A 20,741-nucleotide genomic window follows, 5' to 3' on the forward strand; every position below is an offset into this window, starting at 1 on the left:
AGTGTTAAGTAAAAAAAATGGCAACCAACGGTTGCCATTTTTTTACTCAATTTCACATCATCGACTTATACATAAACAGTGAATAAGAAATAATCATTATTTACGAATGTAATATAAAGCCAACCCAGTGAAAAGTAAGCTCGGGGCTATCGCGCCAACCGCGGCAGGTAATTCATACACGATACTCATCGGGCCAAATATTTGGTTACTGATGTAAAAACTAAATCCTGCAACCACCCCCAGTAAAACACGGGCCCCCATCGTAACGGTTCGTAATGGACCAAATACAAACGATAAAGCAACCAACATCATTACAGCCACGGTCACTGGTTGCATAATTTTACGCCATAATGCTAATTCATAACGACTTGGATCTTGTTGATTAATTTGTAAATAATCCAAGTAATCAATTAAACCGCTAATTGATAACGCCTCAGGTTTAACCGACACTACACTCAGCTTGTCTGGGGTTAAAGAAGACTGCCAGATATCGGTATCCAGATAATCACGAATGACTCGATTATTTTTTACGGTAGTGCTTTCAACCGTAGATAATTGCCAAACGTTATTAATAAATGAAGCGCTATCAGCATGTGTCACACTGGTTAATTCTTGCTGGTCATTAAACTCATACAAGCTTATATTATTCAGAGTGTTAACGTCTTGCACTTCACCAATATTAACAAAAAAGTCACCATCTTTAGCCCAAATACCACGATGAGACTTAATCAGACTACCACCCGATATTTTTACCGCTTGCAGTTCTTTAGCGCTTTTCTCAGCAATAGGTGCGCCCCACTCTCCCAAAGCCATCACCAAAATCATCAACGGAATAGCGGTTTTCATCGCAGATTGAGTAATTTGCAGACGCGACATACCAGAAGCTTGCATCACCACTAATTCAGAGTTTGATGCCAACATGCCCATACCTATTAACGCGCCCAGCAGCACCGCCATAGGAAAAAACATTTCAATATCGCGGGGCACCAAAAACAATACGTAAATCCCTGCATCCATCATGCTATATGCACCACGGCCAACTAAACGTAATTGATCAACCCATTTAATAATGCCAGATAATCCCGTTAAAATAAGTAAGCACAAAGCCGATGTACTGATAATCATGCGTGCAATATACAGGTCTAAAATTCTCATGCAGCCACCTGCTTACGTTTTAATAAACCGAGAAATTTCATTCCTGTTGGGCGTTCCTTAATTAACAACAATAGCCCCAACATCAACGCAAGCCCATGGATCCACCACATGCCAAGGTACTGCGGTATCACCTCATCTTGTAACGCTTTTCGACCGGCAATCATTAACCCAAAGTACCCTAAATACAGCAGAATGGCTGGGAACATTTTGGCAAACTTTCCTTGTCGCACATTCACTCGCGCTAATGGTACTGCAATCAATGTCATTAATGGAATGGCGATAGGGATAGCAAGCCGCCATTGAAACTCAGCCGCAGCTTCAGGACCTGGAGTATCAAGTAACTGATCGATAGGGAGCGCAGACAGTTTTCGACGGCGTTCATCAACCTCTTGCTCTTTGATCTCCATTTTATAGCCACCAAACTCAATAATTTGTAAATCAAGTGACTTAGGACTGCCTTGATAGCGGAAGCCTTTTTCAAGCTGTAATTGTTGACTGCCAATTTCATCTTCAATCACACGCCCTTTATTCGCGACCACAATGTTGGTTAAACCATTTTCATCTTCAGGATCAGGCAGTTGTGCGACAAAAACTTTATCTAATGTGTTGTCTTTATTTATTTTTTCAACAAATAAAACCGCCCGTCCGTTAGGGCTAGCTTGAAAGCGCCCTTGCGTTAAGGCTGCTAATCCGGCTTCCGATTGTGCTTTTTCTAATACTTGGTTTTGACGTTCTTCAGCCCAAGGACCTACGTATACAGCCAAATAAGCAGTGAACAACAAATTTGCAAACGCCACTAATAAGGTAACCCGGGTAACATACCACTCACTCACGCCTACACCGTGTAACACCACCATCTCATTTTCTGCATACATTCGCCCATGGGCGAGCAATATGGCTAAAAAGAAACTAAGCGGTAGCACCAATACCGTTAACTGAGGCAAATTTAAACCTAATAATGTCATCACCAAAGAGGCCGGAAATTCGCCGTCAGATGCATCGGCTAAAACGCGCACAAATTGTTGACTAATAAAAATAGTTAGCAACACCAAAAGTACGGCAAATTGTGCTTTTAAAACTTCACTAATAAGATATCTAAATACAATCACAAGTAGGATCCGGTGGCTAAACTTATCTTTTTACTGGTATCAGAGCAACTTTCATGTAAACTGTCTACTTTCAGCAGTTTTGCTAGTTTTCTGACCAGCGCGTAAGGTGCTTTGGGGTCATGGTTAACATCTATTTTGGCTGTCAATTTTCGCCTATTTTTCGTTAATAATCCCAAACAATTGTCACCTTTTCGTTGATTATATGCCAGATGGCCTAATGCAAACATTATCTAATAAATATAAAATTTTGTCTTTAAGAATCTAGGAGTGCTCATGGAGTTTAGCGTAAAGAGCGGCAGCCCCGAAAAGCAACGTTCAGCTTGTATCGTTGTCGGCGTATACGAACCTCGCCGTCTGTCTGGTATCGCAGAGCAATTGGATAAAATAAGTGAAGGTTACATCAGTAACCTGCTTCGTCGTGGTGATCTTGAAGGTAAACCAGGACAAATGTTGCTATTGCATCACGTACCAAACGTATTAAGTGAACGTGTTTTGCTGGTTGGTTGTGGCAAAGAGCGCGAGTTAGACGAGCGCCAATACAAACAAATTATTACAAAAACCATCAGTACCCTGAATGAAACCGGTTCAATGGAAGCTGTGTGCTTCTTAACTGAATTGCATGTCAAAGGCCGCGACACCTACTGGAAAGTTCGCCAAGCCATTGAGAGTACTCAAAACAGTTTGTACTCATTTGATGCATTAAAAACCCGTAAAGGCGAAACGCGTCGTCCATTACGTAAAATGGTATTCAACGTGCCGACACGCCGTGAATTAACCATTGGTGAGCGTGCCATTGAACACGGAACATCAGTATCTGCTGGTATGCATTTGTGTCGCGACGTAGCCAACATGCCACCTAACATTTGTAACCCTGCATATTTGGCATCTCAAGCTCGTCAAATGGCTGAAGTGCATGAAAACCTTACTGTCACGACTATTGGCGAAGAGCAAATGGCTAAGCTAGGCATGAACGCTTACCTTGCTGTTGGCCGTGCTAGCTCAAACGAATCAATCATGACAGTGATGGAATATCAGGGCGCAGTAAACAGCACAGAAAAGCCAATTGTACTCGTGGGTAAAGGGTTAACGTTTGACTCTGGCGGGATTTCATTAAAGCCAGGCGAAGCCATGGACGAAATGAAATACGACATGGGCGGCGCTGCGGGTGTTATTGGCACCATGAAAGCGTTATGCGAAATGAAATTACCTATTAATGTGATTGGCGTGTTAGCGGGCTGTGAAAACATGCCTGCAGGTAATGCTTATCGCCCTGGTGACATTTTAACCACCATGTCAGGCCAAACGGTTGAAGTACTTAACACTGATGCCGAAGGCCGTTTAGTGTTATGTGACGTATTAACCTACGTTGAACGCTTTGAACCTGAACTCGTCATTGACACTGCCACCTTAACCGGTGCTTGTGTTATTGCATTGGGTAAGCATGCATCTGGCTTATTTAGCTCACATAACCCTCTCGCACATGAGATTTTAAATGCTGGTGAGCAAAGTGGTGATCGAGCATGGCGCATGCCATTATGGGATGAATATCAAGACATGCTAGACAGCCCATTTGCAGACATGACTAACTTAGGCGGCCGTCCAGCAGGTTCAATCACTGCGGCATGCTTTTTATCGCGTTTCGCTAAGAAGTATAACTGGGCACATTTAGATGTCGCAGGTACTGCTTGGAACAGCGGTGCGAACAAAGGCTCTACAGGTCGTCCAGTTCCGATTTTGAGCCAGTTCTTAATTAACCGCGCTGGTGTTGAAATTAGCGAGTAAACCTTAGGTTTAACGCATATAAAAAGGGTAAAGCAGCTGCTTTACCCTTTTTTGTACCTTTGTATTAACACAAATACGTTGTTCCAAGAAAATTTACAAAGCAAAGTAAGCGCTTTAAGCTGTTAATAATAAAGTAATATATTTGTCTATTGCAAGGTTATATGGTAGGTTAATTATTAATCAATTTACTATTAACACTCACAATCAGAAGGACTTGATTGAATGAAATTGCCCCATCACTTCCCCATAATATCAGCGGTGGTAATGTCAAAATGAAATGTACTCATTTATTGCTTCTTTATACATTTCTAAGTGTTTTCATTTCTTTCATGCCAGTAGGTAATATATCTGCAGCACCAAAAACTCAGATACAATTTATCACTCACCCTTTACCCCCATTTAGTTATCTAGACAATGGCCGTTTAAGTGGTTTTTCCATCGATATCATTCAAGCCATGATGCAAGTTACCCAGCAATCTGCCGATATCGAAATATATCCATTTAATCGAGCATTACAACTTATCAAGTCGCACAAAAATATTGCCTTGTTTTTGATTGCTAAAAGACCAGAAAGGGAAGTAAACATGAAATGGGTCGGCCCAATTATAAGTAGTGGGGTGTACTTTTATCAAAAGCGTGATTCTGCTCTATCGCTAGCACATTTAGAAGATTTAAAGCGAGTGCAAAATATTGGTGTTGTACTGGATAATGCAGACCATACTTATTTGGATTCGCAGGGATTCACCAACCTCAGCACAGACAAAGCCCAGCTACAGTCACTTAAAATGCTTCATTATGGCAGAGTTGATGTCGCACCTATGAGCGAGCTTGTAATGCCTTTTTTGGCGAAAGCAGCTAATATCGACATCAACACCATAAAGCGTACTCAAATTAAATTGTACGACTCGACCTTGTATATTGCATTTTCAAATGACACCCATGACGATATTGTCAAATTCTGGCAACAAGCTTTCAATGAATTAAAGTCCTCAGGTAAATACCAAACTATTTATGACCGTTATTTTTAACGATTACATTAATATCATACACACCTTATATTGATCATCAATTACAAATGAATACCACCAGAAACCTCAATACGCTGGCCATTTAACCACTGTGCCTCATCACTTAATAGCATTAGCATTGCCTTACCAATATCATCCGGCAAACCAACACGCCCAAGTGCTGTTTTTGAAGCGATAGACTCATTTAGCGCAGTATTATCTCGTACAACACCGCCTCCAAAATCGGTTTCTATTGCCCCAGGCGCTAAGGTATTGACGTTTATCTGACGAGGTCCAAGTTCTAATGCTAAATAGCGGGTCATCACTTCAACACCCGCTTTCATCATGGCATAAGCACAGAACCCCGTTTCACTAAAACGTGTTAACCCAGAACTCACATTAATCACTTTTCCACCATCATTGACCAAAGGAAGTAACGATTGAGTTAGAAAAAAAGCTCCCTTTAAATGCACATTCATTAATCCATCAAACTGAGCTTCAGTTGTGTCTGCAAATGCAGCGAACTCACCCATTCCCGCGTTGTTAATCAATGCATCAATATTCTCGCGTTCAAAATATTGGCTTAGTAACTCAGAGAGCTCATCGGTAAATGACCCAAACATGGAAACATCGCCAACATTCAACGGTAATGCAGCGGCTTTTTGTCCTAACCAACGTATGCTTGCAACCACTTCATCTGCAGCCTCCTTATTATATAAGTACGTGATCAGCACATCCATACCTTTAGCCGCCAACATTAATGCGGCATTCTTACCTAAACCACGACTACCGCCAGTCACTAATACCAATTTATTCATATACGCCTCTTATTCATTTCACAGAAGATGCAGTGATAATAGAATACTCATCTACTATGATAAACAGCATAAAAGTGACATTATTATTTGTTTTATACGAACAATAGCGGTGTGAAAATGAATAAATTTGAAGCCATGAAACGATTTATGCACGTTGCACAAACCGGTAGCTTTACTCAGGCAGCAGCGGCATTGCACTTACCTAAATCGAGTATTTCAACTGCCGTCGAGTCATTAGAGCAACTATTAGGCACGCGGCTTTTTCAGCGCAGTACCCGGCGGGTGACACTAACCCATGATGGGGCCATCTACTTGACACAATGTCGACAAATATTGCACGATATCGATGCTTTAGAAAGCCAGTTTCAACACGAAAATGACAGTGTTCGAGGTGTCATAAAAGTCGATATGCCCAGTCGTTTTGCCAATAAAACCGTACTACCTCGACTAAGCGAATGGTGTGAGCGTTATCCCCACGTCAATGTTGTCATTAGCAGTACGGATTATCATATCGATCCAATAAAGTCTGGGGTTGATTGCCTGATCAGAGTGGGCAATCAAGGTAACAGCTTACTAATTGCCAGACCCTTAACTCAATATCGTATTATCAACTGCATTAGCCCAAGCTATATCCAACGCTATGGTACGCCAAACACCCTAGCAGACTTACAACACCACCGGATGATTGGCTACATCCCGACAGAAAATCATAGCGCCTCTATCAATTATAATTCGGCCGAATTTGACTATGTAGAACAAGGTCAGAATTGCCAGCACACGGTTCCCAGTGTGATATCAGTGACAAATTCCGACGCTTATACCTCTGCATGTTTAGCTGGACTGGGTATTGCTCAAATTCCACAGATGGGGGTAACAGACTACTTAAACACTAGTCGTTTAATCCGGATTTTGCCTCAATATGAAGCCGCTCCCATGCCGGTGAGTATCTTGTATCCTTCACGTAGCCAACTACCTAAGCGCCTAAGTTTGTTTATGGATTGGCTCGACAGTATTGTTAAAAACCGCAGTAATGAATCAATAAACGGAGCAAATTAATGGCCATGACTCGTCAGCAACACAAAGCACATTTAATTGATAATCAAAAAATAGATGTCTGTTACGACCGTTTCACCACCCGTTTTAGCATAGTGATAAATCAGCAAAGGATTTATAGTCGACTACTGCTGTTAAGCCCATGGCATAAACAGCAAATAATGATTAATAACATCCCCTACAATTTAACGATTGGGTGGTTTGTACTGTGGAGTTCAAGCTTAACGCCAGATCAACCATCGCCTTTACATCCATCCATCACAGAGCTATTACCGCAACGGCGCAGAAAATCCATTATGATAGCGATATATGGCGGATTAATAATCACTATTAAACTGACGTTAGGGATATTGATCTATTTCAATATCATATGAATATCGCATCACGAGGTCATTAACCCGCAGACGATTTTAGTGTAAACTCGAGCCCAACTTATTAACCTGTTATAAGCATCAATACATGACTCAAGCCATATTTTACCTTATGCCTGAAAATCATAACCAAATGAGTGCATTAGATGCACTCTATATAGCGGCTTGCAGGTTAGCTGAACAACAATATCGTCAACAAAAAACAGTCTACATTCACTGCAAAGATAAACAGCAAGCGTATGCCATTGACGAATTACTGTGGCAATTTGAGCCAAACGCCTTTGTACCACACAACTTAAAAGGTGAAGGCCCAGTGACAGGTGCGCCAGTCGAAATTGGTTTTGACACCTTAGGGCCAAATAAAAGTCGCCAAGTTCTGATTAATCTTGCAGACCAAATGCCCAGTTTTGCGGTAAACTTGCCCCATATTATCGATTTTGTCGCTAATGATGACGAACTCAAGCGCATTGCACGCAATCGCTACCGTCAATATCAGAATGTAGGCATTACGCCCAACACTCAAGCATTAGCCGAATAAACACTTAATTTAGATAGAGAACATAACGCTCCTATGGAAAAAACATACAACCCAAAGTCTATCGAACAAGCCCTTTACCAAAACTGGGAAGAGCAAGGTTACTTCAAGCCTAGCGGCGATGAATCACAAGGCAATTATTGCATCATGATCCCGCCACCGAATGTAACCGGTAGCTTACACATGGGTCATGCCTTCCAAGATACCATCATGGATACCCTTACCCGCTATGAGCGCATGAAAGGTAAAAATACCTTGTGGCAAATCGGCACCGACCACGCAGGTATTGCGACTCAAATGTTGGTTGAGCGTAAGCTTGAAGCCGAAGAAGGTAAAACTCGCCATGACTTAGGCCGTGACGCCTTTATTGATAAAGTGTGGGACTGGAAAGAGCAGTCTGGTGGCACTATCACTAAACAGCTTCGCCGCATGGGCGCATCGGTTGATTGGGATCGCGAACGTTTTACGATGGACGAAGGCTTATCTAAAGCCGTTCAAGAAGTGTTTGTTCGCCTATACGATGATGAACTTATTTATCGTGGTAAGCGCCTCGTTAACTGGGATCCAAAACTTCATACCGCCATTTCAGACCTTGAAGTTGAAAATAAAGAGAAGCAAGGCCACATGTGGCACTTCCGCTATCCTTTGGCTGAAGGTGCATTAACTGCCGACGGTAAAGACTATCTCGAAGTGGCAACGACTCGCCCAGAAACCATGTTAGGTGACAGCGCTGTAGCCGTGCATCCAGATGATGAACGTTACCAGTCATTAATTGGCAAATTCATTCTATTGCCTATCGTTAACCGTTTAGTGCCAATTGTTGCCGACGATTATGTCGATATGGAATTTGGAACTGGCTGCGTAAAAATCACTCCAGCCCATGACTTTAACGACTATGAAGTCGGTAAGCGTCATGCATTGCCTATGTACAATATATTCACATTAGATGCATCGGTACGCAGCTTTGTTGAAGTGATTAACAGCGACGGCACACCAAACAAAGAGGTTGAAATAGCCTTACCAGAGCGTTATGTCGGTCTTGATCGTTTTAAAGCACGTACAGCAATTGTTGAAGAGTTTGACACACTAGGCTTACTTGAAAAAGTCGCTCCGCACGGCTTAAAAGTACCCTATGGCGATCGCAGCGGTGTAGTTATTGAGCCATTGCTTACTGACCAATGGTATGTGGCTGTTCAATCAATGGCAAAAACAGCGATTGAAGCAGTAGAAACCGGCGAAATTAAGTTTGTACCGCAACAATACGAAAACATGTACTTCTCATGGATGCGCGACATCAACGACTGGTGCATTTCACGTCAACTTTGGTGGGGACACCGTATACCAGCTTGGTACGACGAAAACGGTAAAGTCTACGTTGGCCGTAACGAAGCCGAAGTACGTGCTAAACATAAATTTGCTGACTCTGTAGTATTACGTCAAGACGATGACGTACTGGACACTTGGTTCAGTTCAGCATTATGGACCTTCTCAACCTTAGGTTGGCCAGACAACTTAGAAGATTTAAAAACCTTCCACCCAACCGACGTGTTGGTGACCGGTTTCGACATTATTTTCTTCTGGGTTGCGCGTATGATCATGATGACCATGCACTTCATTAAAGATGAAGATGGCAAACCACAAGTGCCTTTCAAAACGGTTTACGTTACCGGTCTTATCCGTGACGAAGTCGGCAATAAAATGTCCAAATCGAAGGGGAACGTACTTGATCCATTAGACATGATTGACGGCATCGACCTTGAAACCTTAGTTGAAAAACGCACTGGCAACATGATGCAGCCGCAGCTGGCGGCAAAAATTGAAAAAAGTACCCGCAAAGAATTTAGCGAGGGTATTGAAGCACACGGTACCGATGCACTGCGTTTTACCTTAGCGGCAATGGCATCAACGGGTCGAGATATTAACTGGGACATGAAGCGCCTAGACGGTTACCGCAGTTTTTGTAACAAGTTATGGAATGCATCACGCTATGTGTTAATGAACACTGAAGTGCAGATGGATCCCGATAGCGATGAAGCTGGCGAACCTTTAGATTGCGGTCAACTATTGATTGATGGCAAGCCAGGGGCAATGGAGTTGTCATTAGCCGATCGTTGGATCATTGGTTTGTTTAACCAAACCGTGAAAACCTTTGACGACCACATGGCCGCTTATCGTTTTGACCTAGCCGCTAACACCTTATACGAGTTCACTTGGAACCAATTCTGTGACTGGTACTTAGAGCTAACCAAGCCAGTAATGCAAAACGGCACTGAAGCACAAATGCGCGGCACTCGTCATACATTAGTCAATGTGCTTGAAAAAATGCAACGCCTAATGCACCCAATTATGCCGTACATTACCGAAACGATTTGGCAGCGCGTTAAGCCATTAGCGGGCGTAACAGGCGATACCATCATGCTAGCATCGTTCCCAACTTATCAAGCCGATCAAGTTGATGCGACCGCAATGGCCGACCTTGAATGGGTTAAGCAAGTGATTGTGGCAGTACGTAATATTCGTGCAGAACTTAACATTGCCCCTTCTAAGCCGCTTAATGCATTAGTGCGCGGCGTAAGCTACGAGGATCGTATTCGCCTTGAAGCCAACCAAACCTTCTTTGCTAGTCTCGCAAAATTAGAAACCATCACTATTATTGAAGAAGGTGAAACGGCGCCAATGTCGAGCACGCAATTAGTTGGCAATATGGAGCTGTTAATTCCAATGGCAGGTTTGATCGATGTTGCGGCTGAAATGGCTCGTATTGATAAACAGTTAGAAAAGCTTGCTCAAGAGATAGCCCGTATTGAAGGTAAGCTTTCTAATGAGGGATTTGTGGCTAAAGCCCCTGCTGCGGTGATTGATAAAGAACGCGCAAAAATGACTGATTTAACTCGCGATATTGAGAAACTCAACGAGCAAAAAATCGAGCTGGCTAAAATAGACGCATAAACTTAAAAGCAAAAACAAAAAAGCCAGCGACTCATCGCTGGTTTTTTATTTTGCACTAATCTGAAACTTTAATATCTCATTTTGCGTTTTTGCTGTATAAGCTTGCGCCAATATCATCATTCTATTTAATGGGTCACCACCATGTCTGATAAATTCTTTTTTAAAGGTCGTAAAACACCAAAGCCAGCATATGGCGAAAGCGGTTACAACACCAAACGCGCAGCAAAACCAGGTACGGAAGCGTTACCGCTTAAATTGTTGGTCCAAACCGAAGAACGTCAACACCAAGTTGCGGCATTGGTTGCAGAGCAGCAACTGTTTGCCAACATCACCGTTGATGCCAACAAAGCTGAAGATATTGTTGAGCTAACGGCAATACTGAACAAACCTAAAACGGTAACATTTGAAAAAAAACCTAACCGTAATGATGTTTGCCCATGTGGAAGTGGTAAGAAATACAAAAAGTGTTGTGCTTAGTGGCTCACACTGTTTAGCTTAATTTCAAAGCGGATCTCATGATCCGTTTTTTGTTTTTGGATATTTACCACGAACTTAGGTACAGTGTCAGCCTTTGTTAGCAAAATAAAATAAACATAGAATAAAAGGGTGACTTATGAGCACTAACTCACACTCAAGCAACGACCTGAGTGAAGTAAAACAATTAGGTATGTGGGCGGCAATAACCAGTTTAGGTTACATATTTTGGCTTGTCGGCGGCATGGAATTGGTTGAGCGTATCGCCTACTATGGCGTGAAAGCCAGTGCCGGGTTATACGCTAAAGCCCCAGTTTCTGAAGGCGGACTGGGTATTAATTTAACTGATTACGGTATTATCATATCGGTCTGGGCGTTACTGCAAACCTTTGTACCTGTGTTAACCGGCGGGATTTCTGACCGTGTTGGCTACAAAGAAACCATTTTCGTTTCTACCATCATCAAAATATGTGGTTATTTAACCATGGCATTCTTCCCCAGCTTCTGGGGCTTTCTTGCTGGGGCCATGTTACTCGCCATGGGCACCGGGGTATTCAAACCCGGAATTCAAGGTACCTTAGTACTGTCGACTAACCGTAATAATACTTCGATGGCTTGGGGTATTTTTTACCAAGTAGTTAATATTGGTGGCTTTTTAGGCCCATTAGTTGCTGTACACATGCGCCAATTGTCTTGGGATAATGTGTTTTATGCCTGTGCGGCCATTATCTCATTAAACTTCCTATTTTTACTAGCTTACAAAGAACCCGGTAAAGATGAGCGTTTAGAACGCGCTCGTAAAGTAAAATCAGGTGAAATAATACAACAAGCATTATGGAAAGATGCCCTAGGAGAACTTAAAAAACCGGTGGTGATTTACTACATGTTAGTGTTTGCCGGCTTTTGGTTTTTATATAACTCATTATTTGATGTGTTACCTATTCACATAGCTGAATGGGTTGATACCAGTGTGATTGTTACCTCATTATTTGGTCCAGAAGGCACCAGCAACGGCATATTACAATTCTGGCTTGGCCTGAGTAATGACGGCACTAAAGTGATGCCAGAAGGTATGCTCAACCTTAATGCAGGGATGATCATGACCTCGTGCTTTATTGTTGCCGCACTTACGGCAAAATATCGCATTACAACCGCCATGTTTGTCGGTTGTATATTGAGTATTTTAGCCATTGCCTTGGTGGGTGCTTTTAATGCGGCTTGGATGATTGTATTGGCCATCGCCATGTTCTCTGTCGGCGAAATGATGATCAGCCCCAAGAAAAACGAATTTATGGGTAACATTGCACCTGAAGGTAAAAAAGCCATGTATTTAGGCTTTGTGATGTTACCTCAAGGCATAGGTTGGACATTAGAAGGTTATTTTGGCCCAAAACTCTATCACATGTATGCCTCCAAAGAGCGCATCGCTCGTGAAGCCTTGTCTGAACATGGCATGAACCTAACAGATATTGCTAACATCCCACAAGGTGAAGCGTTTAACCGCTTAGTCAGCGTAACAGGCCAAGAGCCACAAGCCTTAACCCAAGCTTTGTATCAAGCCAACAACATTGGTATGGCTTGGTATATTATTGCCGCCATTGGGATTATTTCCGCTGTAGGTATTTTCATCTATGGGAAATGGCTATTAAGGATGCAGCGCCAACAAATGGCTTAATGAAGAGTCTGAATATTGTTTAGTACGGGGAAGCAGCATTGCTTCCCTTTTATTTGTCTGCTCCCAAAAGAGGTTGGTAGTTTTTAATAAAGTCATAATAGAACTGCCCATCGTTAACTTGCATCTCATATACTCCGCTCTCATTATCAACTCTGGCTATTGCCGATTGGTAGCTCACATACCTCAAATAACTGTACCAAATAATATACAGAAACCTATGTGTCGGACTCATTAGACAACCGGCAGCTGTAGGTAATACCAATCCTATTAAATATGTGATCTTTCAGCGGGAGTTCAACGTGCTGTAGGCAAGGCAGATGATTGAAGCGAATAGTGATTCTATTTTGAAAGCATCTAACGAAGCATGAAGGACTTTGAAACCCGCCAGAATGGAGTCTCTCAGGTATTCCACTTCTGTGTTACATCGATTTAAAGGGAACAACCATTTCTACATCAATGTGCCTTGAATTGAAAAACCTGAGAGACTCTGAACTGACCAGGTATTTAATGGGATTGGTATAATACTGATAACGGATGACCATGAGGTGCTTATACACTTATAGACGAAACGAAAAAAGAGGGAGGCATTACTGCCTCCCTCTTACTTACTTTCTTAAGTGATGATTAAGAAGTTATTTAAATACTTAGTTCGCTGCACCAGAGTGAACTTTATCAACACCGTAAGTTTTACCTTCAGCATGACAAGTTGCACATGATTCAATCGGTAGATCAGCAGTTGTTGCTGGGCTACCTTGTACATAAGAACCATTTGTTTCAAAGTGAGACAGAGCAGAAGCTTTTATATGACAAGAGCGGCAAGATTCTGCAATAGGAGAAATATACTCAGTCGAACTGACTTGAATTGAACGTTTGCCAGAAGTAAGTCCGCCATCAGCAGCAAATAACGTTGCCCCCTCTTTATGACAAGCTTGGCAATCAGTCGCTAAAGCAGGGTAACCAACAGTATTAAGATCTTTGTCAAAGTAAATTGCTCCACCATCCCAAGAACCACTATGGAAACGATGAGATACAGTTACAAGATCTCGGTTACTAAAGGTTACACCATCAACAGAATCCAACACAGCATTACCATCTGTATCAACTTTGCCAGTATCATAAACTACATCGCCATGATAAGAGCCTGGGTAACGATTGTTATGACAATCCATACATTGAGTAAACTCTGTCGCTCCATGAGTGCCTTTCACATGTGTTAAGTTACCATGACAACTATTACATTGAGCTTCACTCACAGTGATTCGTTCAGGGTCATCAAAACGAGCAATGACTTCTGCAGCATTTGGATCTGTCAAATTGAAGTATTTAACTGGTGCACTATTGGCCACACCAAGTTGCTCAATTTTACCATCTGCATCTTTTGTACACTTAACAACAGTATCACCATCTGCACAAACTTGCACTTCAGCCGTAACATAGATAGGACCAGCTAAACGGCTAGAATCAAAGTTTTTAGCAACCGTTAATACACCGCCAGTCATACTTACAGCGTTAGTAATAACCGACATACCAAGACCACGAAGTGGTGTTCCATCAGCTTCAAGGTTACCAATTAATAAACCACGATTAGTTGCAACCATGTAGTCACTTAATACGGTACCATCAGCAACATCAACGCCATTAATCTTCAAGTTAGCAGTAACGGTTAGAGTAGAGATTAAAGGATCCGCAGTAGCAGTAACGGCAGCTGAAGTGAATTCAAAGGCAAAACCTTCAGAGGCACTATCTCTTCCACCAACATTATGTGCTTCACTAGGGCTCAAACTACCTGTATGACAATTCAAACACTGTGAATCATCTGCTTGGGCTATTTCGAACTCAGAGTGACCGTCACCTGTTTCAAAGTTAACCGTAACATGACAACCAACACAGGCTTCACGATAAACGTTTTCTTTCCATTGATCGCCATTATTGTGACAAGCAGTACACTCATTTAACTCAGATGGAAAACCAATTTCACCCCATCCTTCGTCTTTAGCATCACCAGTAAGAAAGTCAGCAATATGATGACCCGCATGAATAGTGTGGATCATTGCGTTAAAGTTAGGGTTAAAGCCTTTATCAGGATCGTTTTGATCGGCTGCATAAGCAGGGTTATGACAAGCTACACAATTTTCAACTTTTTGATAGTTACTATGAGCACTAATATTGGCAATTCGCATGTCCGTATCAGCGTAACCTTCCATTGAACTGTGACACTTAATACATGCAGCATTAGACACAGAGTCTTTTGCAGAAACAGCTATTTCGCCAGTAGCAGGAATAAAATCAACTGGTGTTGATAAGATTTTACCACTTACGCCTGTACCATCCGCCATCACAACGTCATAAGCACGAATAAACACACGTGTTAAATCATTAGCATCACCATTGGCTAACACAACAGGTGCATTACCATCATGCGCCCAAGTCCCCATATAAGTACCAGGATTAGCTTCATCTTCAACTAATGTACAAGCATCGACTACACCACCACCACGAGCGGTCGTAGAGCCTGTTAAGGTACAATACATGCTACTGCCAAATTCATTGGCAAGCGCATGGTTTGTCCATAACATTGGCGCACCAGTGTCAGTTGTATTTGCTGATTGGCTGGTTACATACAGTGCAACTTTCTCAAGGCCTGAGAAAGGAACATTTGCACCACCACTGCCTTTAGCTGTTGCTGTAAACTTAATACTAAATGGATCAGAACCCACAACGACAATATCTGCCGGCGCTAAGGTTAAGTTGACGTCATAAGCGTTTTCAACTGTGGTAATAACTGAACCCGCTGGAGTACCTGGAGTGCCAGGCGTGCCAGGAGTACCAGGTGTTCCAGGTTCACCTTGGGCACCATCACTGCCGTCTGAACCACAACCTGTTACACCCAAAGCTGCAATAAATGCTGCAGCCAGTAATGTTCTATTATAATTTTTCATCTTAAATCCCCCGATTTAGATTTGTAAGTTTTGCACATACAAAATATAAGGAAATAAGAAAAAAGACCCGCTTGCTGTCATAAACCTGTGAGGTTAGGTTACAAATTCGTTAACAGAAATCAACAATTCTAGATTTAAGTATCCAAAAAAATGAAACTATTAATTGCAGTTTTTGTAACCCTAAAGAGGTATTGTTATATGATTAAAATGCAGATAGAGAATAAAAAATCGTAAGTCTTTAAAATATAATCATTAATATCAATTCAAAAAAATCAGCCCACAAATCTAAGTAGACTGATTCTCATTCAATAATCAAAAACCATTAAACCAATAACGATTTAATGATATCGATTATCATTTGCTTAGTATTTGATGAATAACGGCGGTAGTGCTCCGCTCGTTCAATTAAACAATAACTTGGCATAGGCATCACACTGTTTAGCTTACAAAATTCACTGTCCGGTAGTCTTTCTACTCGTAACTGTGGAATCTGTTGTGCAAATGTACCTTCATTGCAAATAGTGATGGCTAAACTATCCATGGTTAGCATATGCCAATACCAATCTTCTAAAGATTTTACACATTCTACATCGTCTAGTAATAAGCCATGGGTTTGGCAATAAAGCTCTATAGGATCAATGCGATTATTAAAACCTTTGCAGCGTAAATACACCATGGGGTGATCAATAATAGCATCGAGTTTAATCTCTTCATCCCCTTGCCAAAATGAATGGTTAGAATTACCCACAACACATAGCGACGTGACACTCGCAATGGGATAAGCCTCTAAACCATGAGCATCTTGAGTTTCAAAACCTATACCAAAATCAAGCTCGCCATTGTAAATATGCTCTTCCGTGTCGGCTTGCCAACTGTGTAGTTTAACTTTTCCAATCACATGACGAGGTAGCTTGCTTAATGCAATGGCGACACTGGTAATGATACTTGGCGATACAGCAATATGCAGAATTGGAGTCTGATGGTTATTTAGACGCTCATCTGCCACTCGCTCTATTTTACTCAGCATGTCACACAATTGGCATACAGGTTGATATAAACGTTCAGCTAATGGGGTAGGTTTTAATCCTTGTTGGCGACGAAAAAAGAGTTCGTCATTAAAAATGGCTCTTAGTGATGTCAAACAACGGCTAATTTTGGGAGCAGAAACAGCAAGTTCTTTAGCTGCAAAATTAGCAAAACCAGTCTCGTAAATGAGCTTAAAAACTAACAAACTGAATACATCTAACTCACTAACTTTCTTTAATGCTTGAATATCCACATGCCACCTAATCTGCTGTAATGAGTAAAATAAACTAACATGTAATGAATTAAAAAAAGTTGATCTAGTGCTGAATAATGCTATCAACTTCAGCTTTTGTTAATGAACGAAATTCGCCGGGCAACAAGGTTTTATCTAAAAATATATCTCCAACTGAAACACGATGCAGAGCCACTACGGGGTTTCTAAAACGACCAAACATACGTTTAATTTGATGATACTTACCTTCACGCAACACCACCCTAGCTTGATGGCTGGATAAAATAGTAAGCTGTGCTGGCTGCGTGGTAATGTCCTCAAATTCGAAATACATCCCTTTGGCAAAAGCTGCAACATAATCTTGGTGTATTGGGTTGGCTAATGTCACCAAATACTGTTTGTCGACTTTATGCTCTGGCGCCATTAACGCAGCAGACCATTTTGCATCATTGGTTAACAATAATAGCCCGGTAGAATGTAAATCCAATCTACCGGCAATATGCAGCATATCGACATTAATGTTTGTCATTAACCCTAATGCGGTTGGATGTTTATCATCAACAGTTGCGCTAACCACACCATCTGGTTTATTAAGCATGTAATACTGTTTTTGGTACTGGCGTAACACCACTGCGTTACACACGATATGGCTAAACTCATCGATTTGAAGATCAGGAGACTTTACTAACACGCCATCAACCACCACTTTATTATCAATCAGTAAATTGCGAACCGCTTTTTTTGAAATCTGTAACGTACGGGCGATAAACTGGTCTAACCGACCTCGCTTAGACACCATAAAACCTCTTTAAATAGAGTGATACCATTTTGATTAAGAATACCTTATTCTGTTAAAGGACTACACAATTAAGGAGTAACATGCCTTCGCAACCTGCCAGTACAGTTTTGCGCCCAGACATGACAACCGCTGAGCTTAAGCAAGCGATTAAGTCACTGGATCAATTTTTACAAGATAATATTTTTCAAAGTGCTATTAATGACACTTTGAACAAGCGATCTCAGTTTTTCGATGCGTTATTATGCCAACTTTGGCACCCCTTCGAATTAGATCCGGCTCGTATATCGCTCAATGCCGTCGGAGGTTATGGTCGACAAACCCTACATCCATTCTCTGATATCGACATTTGTATTATTCATAATGGTCCATTAACTCCCGCAGAAGCAGCCTGTGTCAGTGAGTTTTTAACTCAATTATGGGATCTCAGCCTAGACTTAGGCCATGCAGTACGCAGTTTGGATGACACATTTGAAGCATGTAAAGATGATGTCACTATTGCCACCAGTCTGCTTGAAATTCGCCATTTATCGGGTAATAGCCAACACCAACAGGAAGTGTTAAGTGCGCTCTACGGACAAGAGCTATGGCAAAGCCAGGCATTTTTTAATGCCAAACTCAGTGAACAACAAGAGCGACATGCCAAAGCGCAAGATACCTCATACAGTATTGAGCCAAACCTTAAAACTAGCCCTGGCGGCATGCGCGATATTCAAACCCTTACTTGGGTTGCCCGTAAACATTTCGGCGTTGCCAATATGCAATCGCTTCGTCGCTTTGGCTTTTTAACCAATGACGAATATGCCGAGTTAATGGAATGCCAACATTTTTTATTTAGGGTCCGTTTTGCTTTGCACCAAGCAGCGCAACGTTCAGAAAACCGTTTATTGCTGCAATACCAAGCCGAAGTAGCCAAGTTAATGGGCTTTGGTGATGGTATGCCCATCGGCGAAAGCGGAAATATCGCCATCGAAAAAATGATGCGTCAATTATTTCGAGCCATGAAACGCATTGGCGAGCTGAACAAAATTTTAATGGCATACTTTCAACGGGAAATTATTCCACAACTCAATCCCCAAATTATTGAGTTAAATGAAAACTTCGAAATTGTTGATCAATATATCCATGTCAGAGACGAAACCGTATTCATTGATCGTACGCAAATTATGGCGTTATTTGAGTTTATCGCGATACACCATGACAAAATTATTGGTATTACAGCAGAAACCTTACGCTCACTGCGCCAAGTTAGACGCCGTTTAATGGGCGATCTACAAGACTTTCAGCGCTGTAGAGAACAATTTAAAGCCATTTTCCTTCATCCTCAAGGTATGGGGCTCGCCATCACCTTGATGCATCAACACGGCATTTTAGCGTCTTATCTACCGCAATGGCGTGAAGTGGTTGGCCAAATGCAATTTGACTTATTTCATGCCTATACCGTCGATGAACACACCCACAAGGTGCTTAAAAATATTTACACCTACGGAAAAGACATAAAAACCTTAGATAAAGATTTAGCATTGGCAGCTGATATTTATCAAAAAATGTCTAATAAATCTAACTTGTTATTTGCGGCATTATTCCATGATTTAGCCAAAGGCCGTGGCGGTGATCATAGTGAATTAGGTGCGGTAGACGCCAGTTTATTTGCTAAATTCCACGGGCTTAAAGCCTCACAAGAAAAGCTTATTTGCTGGCTAGTAGAGCATCATTTATTAATGTCGATTACTTCCCAACGTATGGATATCTACGATCCAGAAGTCGTGAACACATTTGCCAAAAAAGTGGGCACATTAACCCGTTTAGATGCCTTGTATTGCCTAACTATTGCCGATATACAAGCTACAAATGATGATCTTTGGAATGACTGGAAAGCGTCGTTATTAAAAGATTTATACTTTGTTACTCGTAAAGCACTGCGTAATGGTTTTGAGAATGTCCTACAACTGCGTACTGTAGTGAGAGAACATAAACAGGAAGCACTCAATTTATTAGCGACAGATGAAGACAATGCCGAAAATATAAAGAACTTATGGCGGCGCTTACCTATTGCCTTCTTTAGTAACGCTGAAGCAGATGATATTGCTCGGTATACTCAGGCAATGCTCCAGCATGATCTTGCTCCGGTAACCGACAATCAATATAACACTCTTATTTTATTAGACGATGCCGTGGTAAAAGGCTGCAGTGATGTATTCGTGTATACAAAAGATCGCCCTGGTTTATTTGTTAAGTTATTTAATACATTAGCCACATTGCGTATTTCTGTAAAACAAGCACAAATCGCCCGCACTAAAGATGGTTATGTGGTTGAATCATTTAAGGTGCTCGATTTTGATGAAAAACCAATCACCAGTGCACAACGTCGAAAACAAGTCATCAATAAATTGCATCAAGTATTAGATAAAGGCATTAGTTTACAGAAAAAACGCCAATCAAGACGTCACCAAAGCTTTGATAATCAGCCCAATGTCGAGTTTTTGCACTCACGTAAATCAACCCGCAGTTTAGTTAACGTATCCGCTTTAGATACCAGTGAGTTTATGGAGCAAATTGCTAACACGTTCAGAAAATTAGACTTACATATTCATTCGGCCACGATTAGCACCGTCGGTGAACGGGCAGACAATGTATTTTTATTATCGAATAAAGATGATCAGCAATTAACCCCTGAGCAACAGCAACAATTGTCGGAAATGTTAATGCAAAACATTACAACCAGTTAATCATTTCTATATCAATAATGCGGCTTTATTGACATCAATTAAGCCGCATATCATCACCAGCGACACTATGATGTGACTTTTTAAGATACCG

At 41.5% G+C, this 20,741-nt stretch carries 15 protein-coding genes; 9 read left to right on the forward strand and 6 right to left on the reverse strand.

Annotated features, from left to right (window positions below):
- Positions 1-96: 96 nt before the first annotated feature.
- Both lptG and lptF read right to left on the reverse strand, forming a co-directional pair.
- Positions 97-1,155 (reverse strand): LPS export ABC transporter permease LptG, encoded by a 1,059-nt coding sequence (gene lptG / locus ACWXWT_RS07700; protein WP_456041024.1) that lies wholly within the window; start codon positions 1,153-1,155, stop codon positions 97-99.
- Entirely contained in the window at positions 1,152-2,264 is a 1,113-nt protein-coding gene (gene lptF / locus ACWXWT_RS07705; RefSeq protein WP_456041025.1) for an LPS export ABC transporter permease LptF, read from the reverse strand. Before lptF ends, lptG begins: the two co-directional genes overlap by 4 nt.
- Before the next feature lie 273 nt (positions 2,265-2,537).
- Here lptF and pepA point away from each other — a divergent pair, with 273 nt between their 5' ends.
- Together pepA and ACWXWT_RS07715 are read left to right on the forward strand one after the other, a co-directional pair.
- Positions 2,538-4,046, forward strand: a complete 1,509-nt coding sequence (gene pepA, locus ACWXWT_RS07710; RefSeq protein WP_456041026.1) for a leucyl aminopeptidase — start codon at positions 2,538-2,540, stop codon at positions 4,044-4,046.
- Positions 4,047-4,264: 218 nt separating this feature from the next.
- The gene (locus ACWXWT_RS07715; RefSeq protein ID WP_456041027.1) at positions 4,265-5,074 is read left to right on the forward strand and encodes a substrate-binding periplasmic protein; all 810 of its coding nucleotides are present in this window, start codon (positions 4,265-4,267) and stop codon (positions 5,072-5,074) included.
- Between the two features lie 41 nt (positions 5,075-5,115).
- On the opposite strand, the gene ACWXWT_RS07720 is transcribed toward ACWXWT_RS07715, so the two are convergent.
- Positions 5,116-5,871 carry an SDR family NAD(P)-dependent oxidoreductase gene (locus ACWXWT_RS07720; RefSeq protein WP_456041028.1) on the reverse strand — a complete coding sequence of 252 codons (756 nt, stop codon included), beginning with the start codon at positions 5,869-5,871 and terminating at the stop codon, positions 5,116-5,118.
- A gap of 117 nt (positions 5,872-5,988) precedes the next feature.
- On the opposite strand from ACWXWT_RS07720, the gene ACWXWT_RS07725 reads away from it, so the two are divergent.
- From ACWXWT_RS07725 to ACWXWT_RS07750, 6 genes are all read left to right on the forward strand, one after another.
- Complete coding sequence (locus tag ACWXWT_RS07725; RefSeq protein WP_456041029.1) at positions 5,989-6,927, forward strand: LysR substrate-binding domain-containing protein; 939 nt, start codon at positions 5,989-5,991, stop codon at positions 6,925-6,927.
- On the forward strand, positions 6,927-7,298 hold the full coding sequence (locus ACWXWT_RS07730) for a hypothetical protein (RefSeq protein WP_456041030.1): 372 nt from the start codon (positions 6,927-6,929) through the stop codon (positions 7,296-7,298). Before ACWXWT_RS07725 ends, ACWXWT_RS07730 begins: the two co-directional genes overlap by 1 nt.
- Positions 7,299-7,383: 85 nt before the next feature.
- The gene (locus ACWXWT_RS07735) at positions 7,384-7,833 is read left to right on the forward strand and encodes a DNA polymerase III subunit chi (RefSeq protein ID WP_456041031.1); all 450 of its coding nucleotides are present in this window, start codon (positions 7,384-7,386) and stop codon (positions 7,831-7,833) included.
- Between the two features lie 33 nt (positions 7,834-7,866).
- Positions 7,867-10,779, forward strand: a complete 2,913-nt coding sequence (locus ACWXWT_RS07740; RefSeq protein WP_456041032.1) for a valine--tRNA ligase — start codon at positions 7,867-7,869, stop codon at positions 10,777-10,779.
- A gap of 141 nt (positions 10,780-10,920) precedes the next feature.
- On the forward strand, positions 10,921-11,256 hold the full coding sequence (locus tag ACWXWT_RS07745) for a PBPRA1643 family SWIM/SEC-C metal-binding motif protein (protein WP_456041033.1): 336 nt from the start codon (positions 10,921-10,923) through the stop codon (positions 11,254-11,256).
- 136 nt (positions 11,257-11,392) lie between these two features.
- Positions 11,393-12,928, forward strand: coding sequence for an MFS transporter (locus ACWXWT_RS07750; protein ID WP_456041034.1), 1,536 nt, complete (start codon positions 11,393-11,395; stop codon positions 12,926-12,928).
- A gap of 644 nt (positions 12,929-13,572) precedes the next feature.
- On the opposite strand, the gene ACWXWT_RS07755 is transcribed toward ACWXWT_RS07750, so the two are convergent.
- The 3 genes from ACWXWT_RS07755 to ACWXWT_RS07765 form a co-directional block, all read right to left on the reverse strand.
- Positions 13,573-15,867 carry an OmcA/MtrC family decaheme c-type cytochrome gene (locus ACWXWT_RS07755; protein ID WP_456041035.1) on the reverse strand — a complete coding sequence of 765 codons (2,295 nt, stop codon included), beginning with the start codon at positions 15,865-15,867 and terminating at the stop codon, positions 13,573-13,575.
- 322 nt (positions 15,868-16,189) lie between these two features.
- Positions 16,190-17,146, reverse strand: coding sequence for a LysR family transcriptional regulator (locus ACWXWT_RS07760; RefSeq protein WP_456041036.1), 957 nt, complete (start codon positions 17,144-17,146; stop codon positions 16,190-16,192).
- A gap of 64 nt (positions 17,147-17,210) precedes the next feature.
- Positions 17,211-17,924 carry a 16S rRNA pseudouridine(516) synthase gene (locus ACWXWT_RS07765; protein WP_456041037.1) on the reverse strand — a complete coding sequence of 238 codons (714 nt, stop codon included), beginning with the start codon at positions 17,922-17,924 and terminating at the stop codon, positions 17,211-17,213.
- Between the two features lie 80 nt (positions 17,925-18,004).
- On the opposite strand from ACWXWT_RS07765, the gene glnD reads away from it, so the two are divergent.
- The gene (gene glnD / locus ACWXWT_RS07770) at positions 18,005-20,650 is read left to right on the forward strand and encodes a [protein-PII] uridylyltransferase (RefSeq protein ID WP_456041038.1); all 2,646 of its coding nucleotides are present in this window, start codon (positions 18,005-18,007) and stop codon (positions 20,648-20,650) included.
- The last annotated feature ends 91 nt before the right edge of the window (positions 20,651-20,741 follow it).

The sequence above is a fragment of the Shewanella sp. A22 genome, assembly GCF_053850585.1.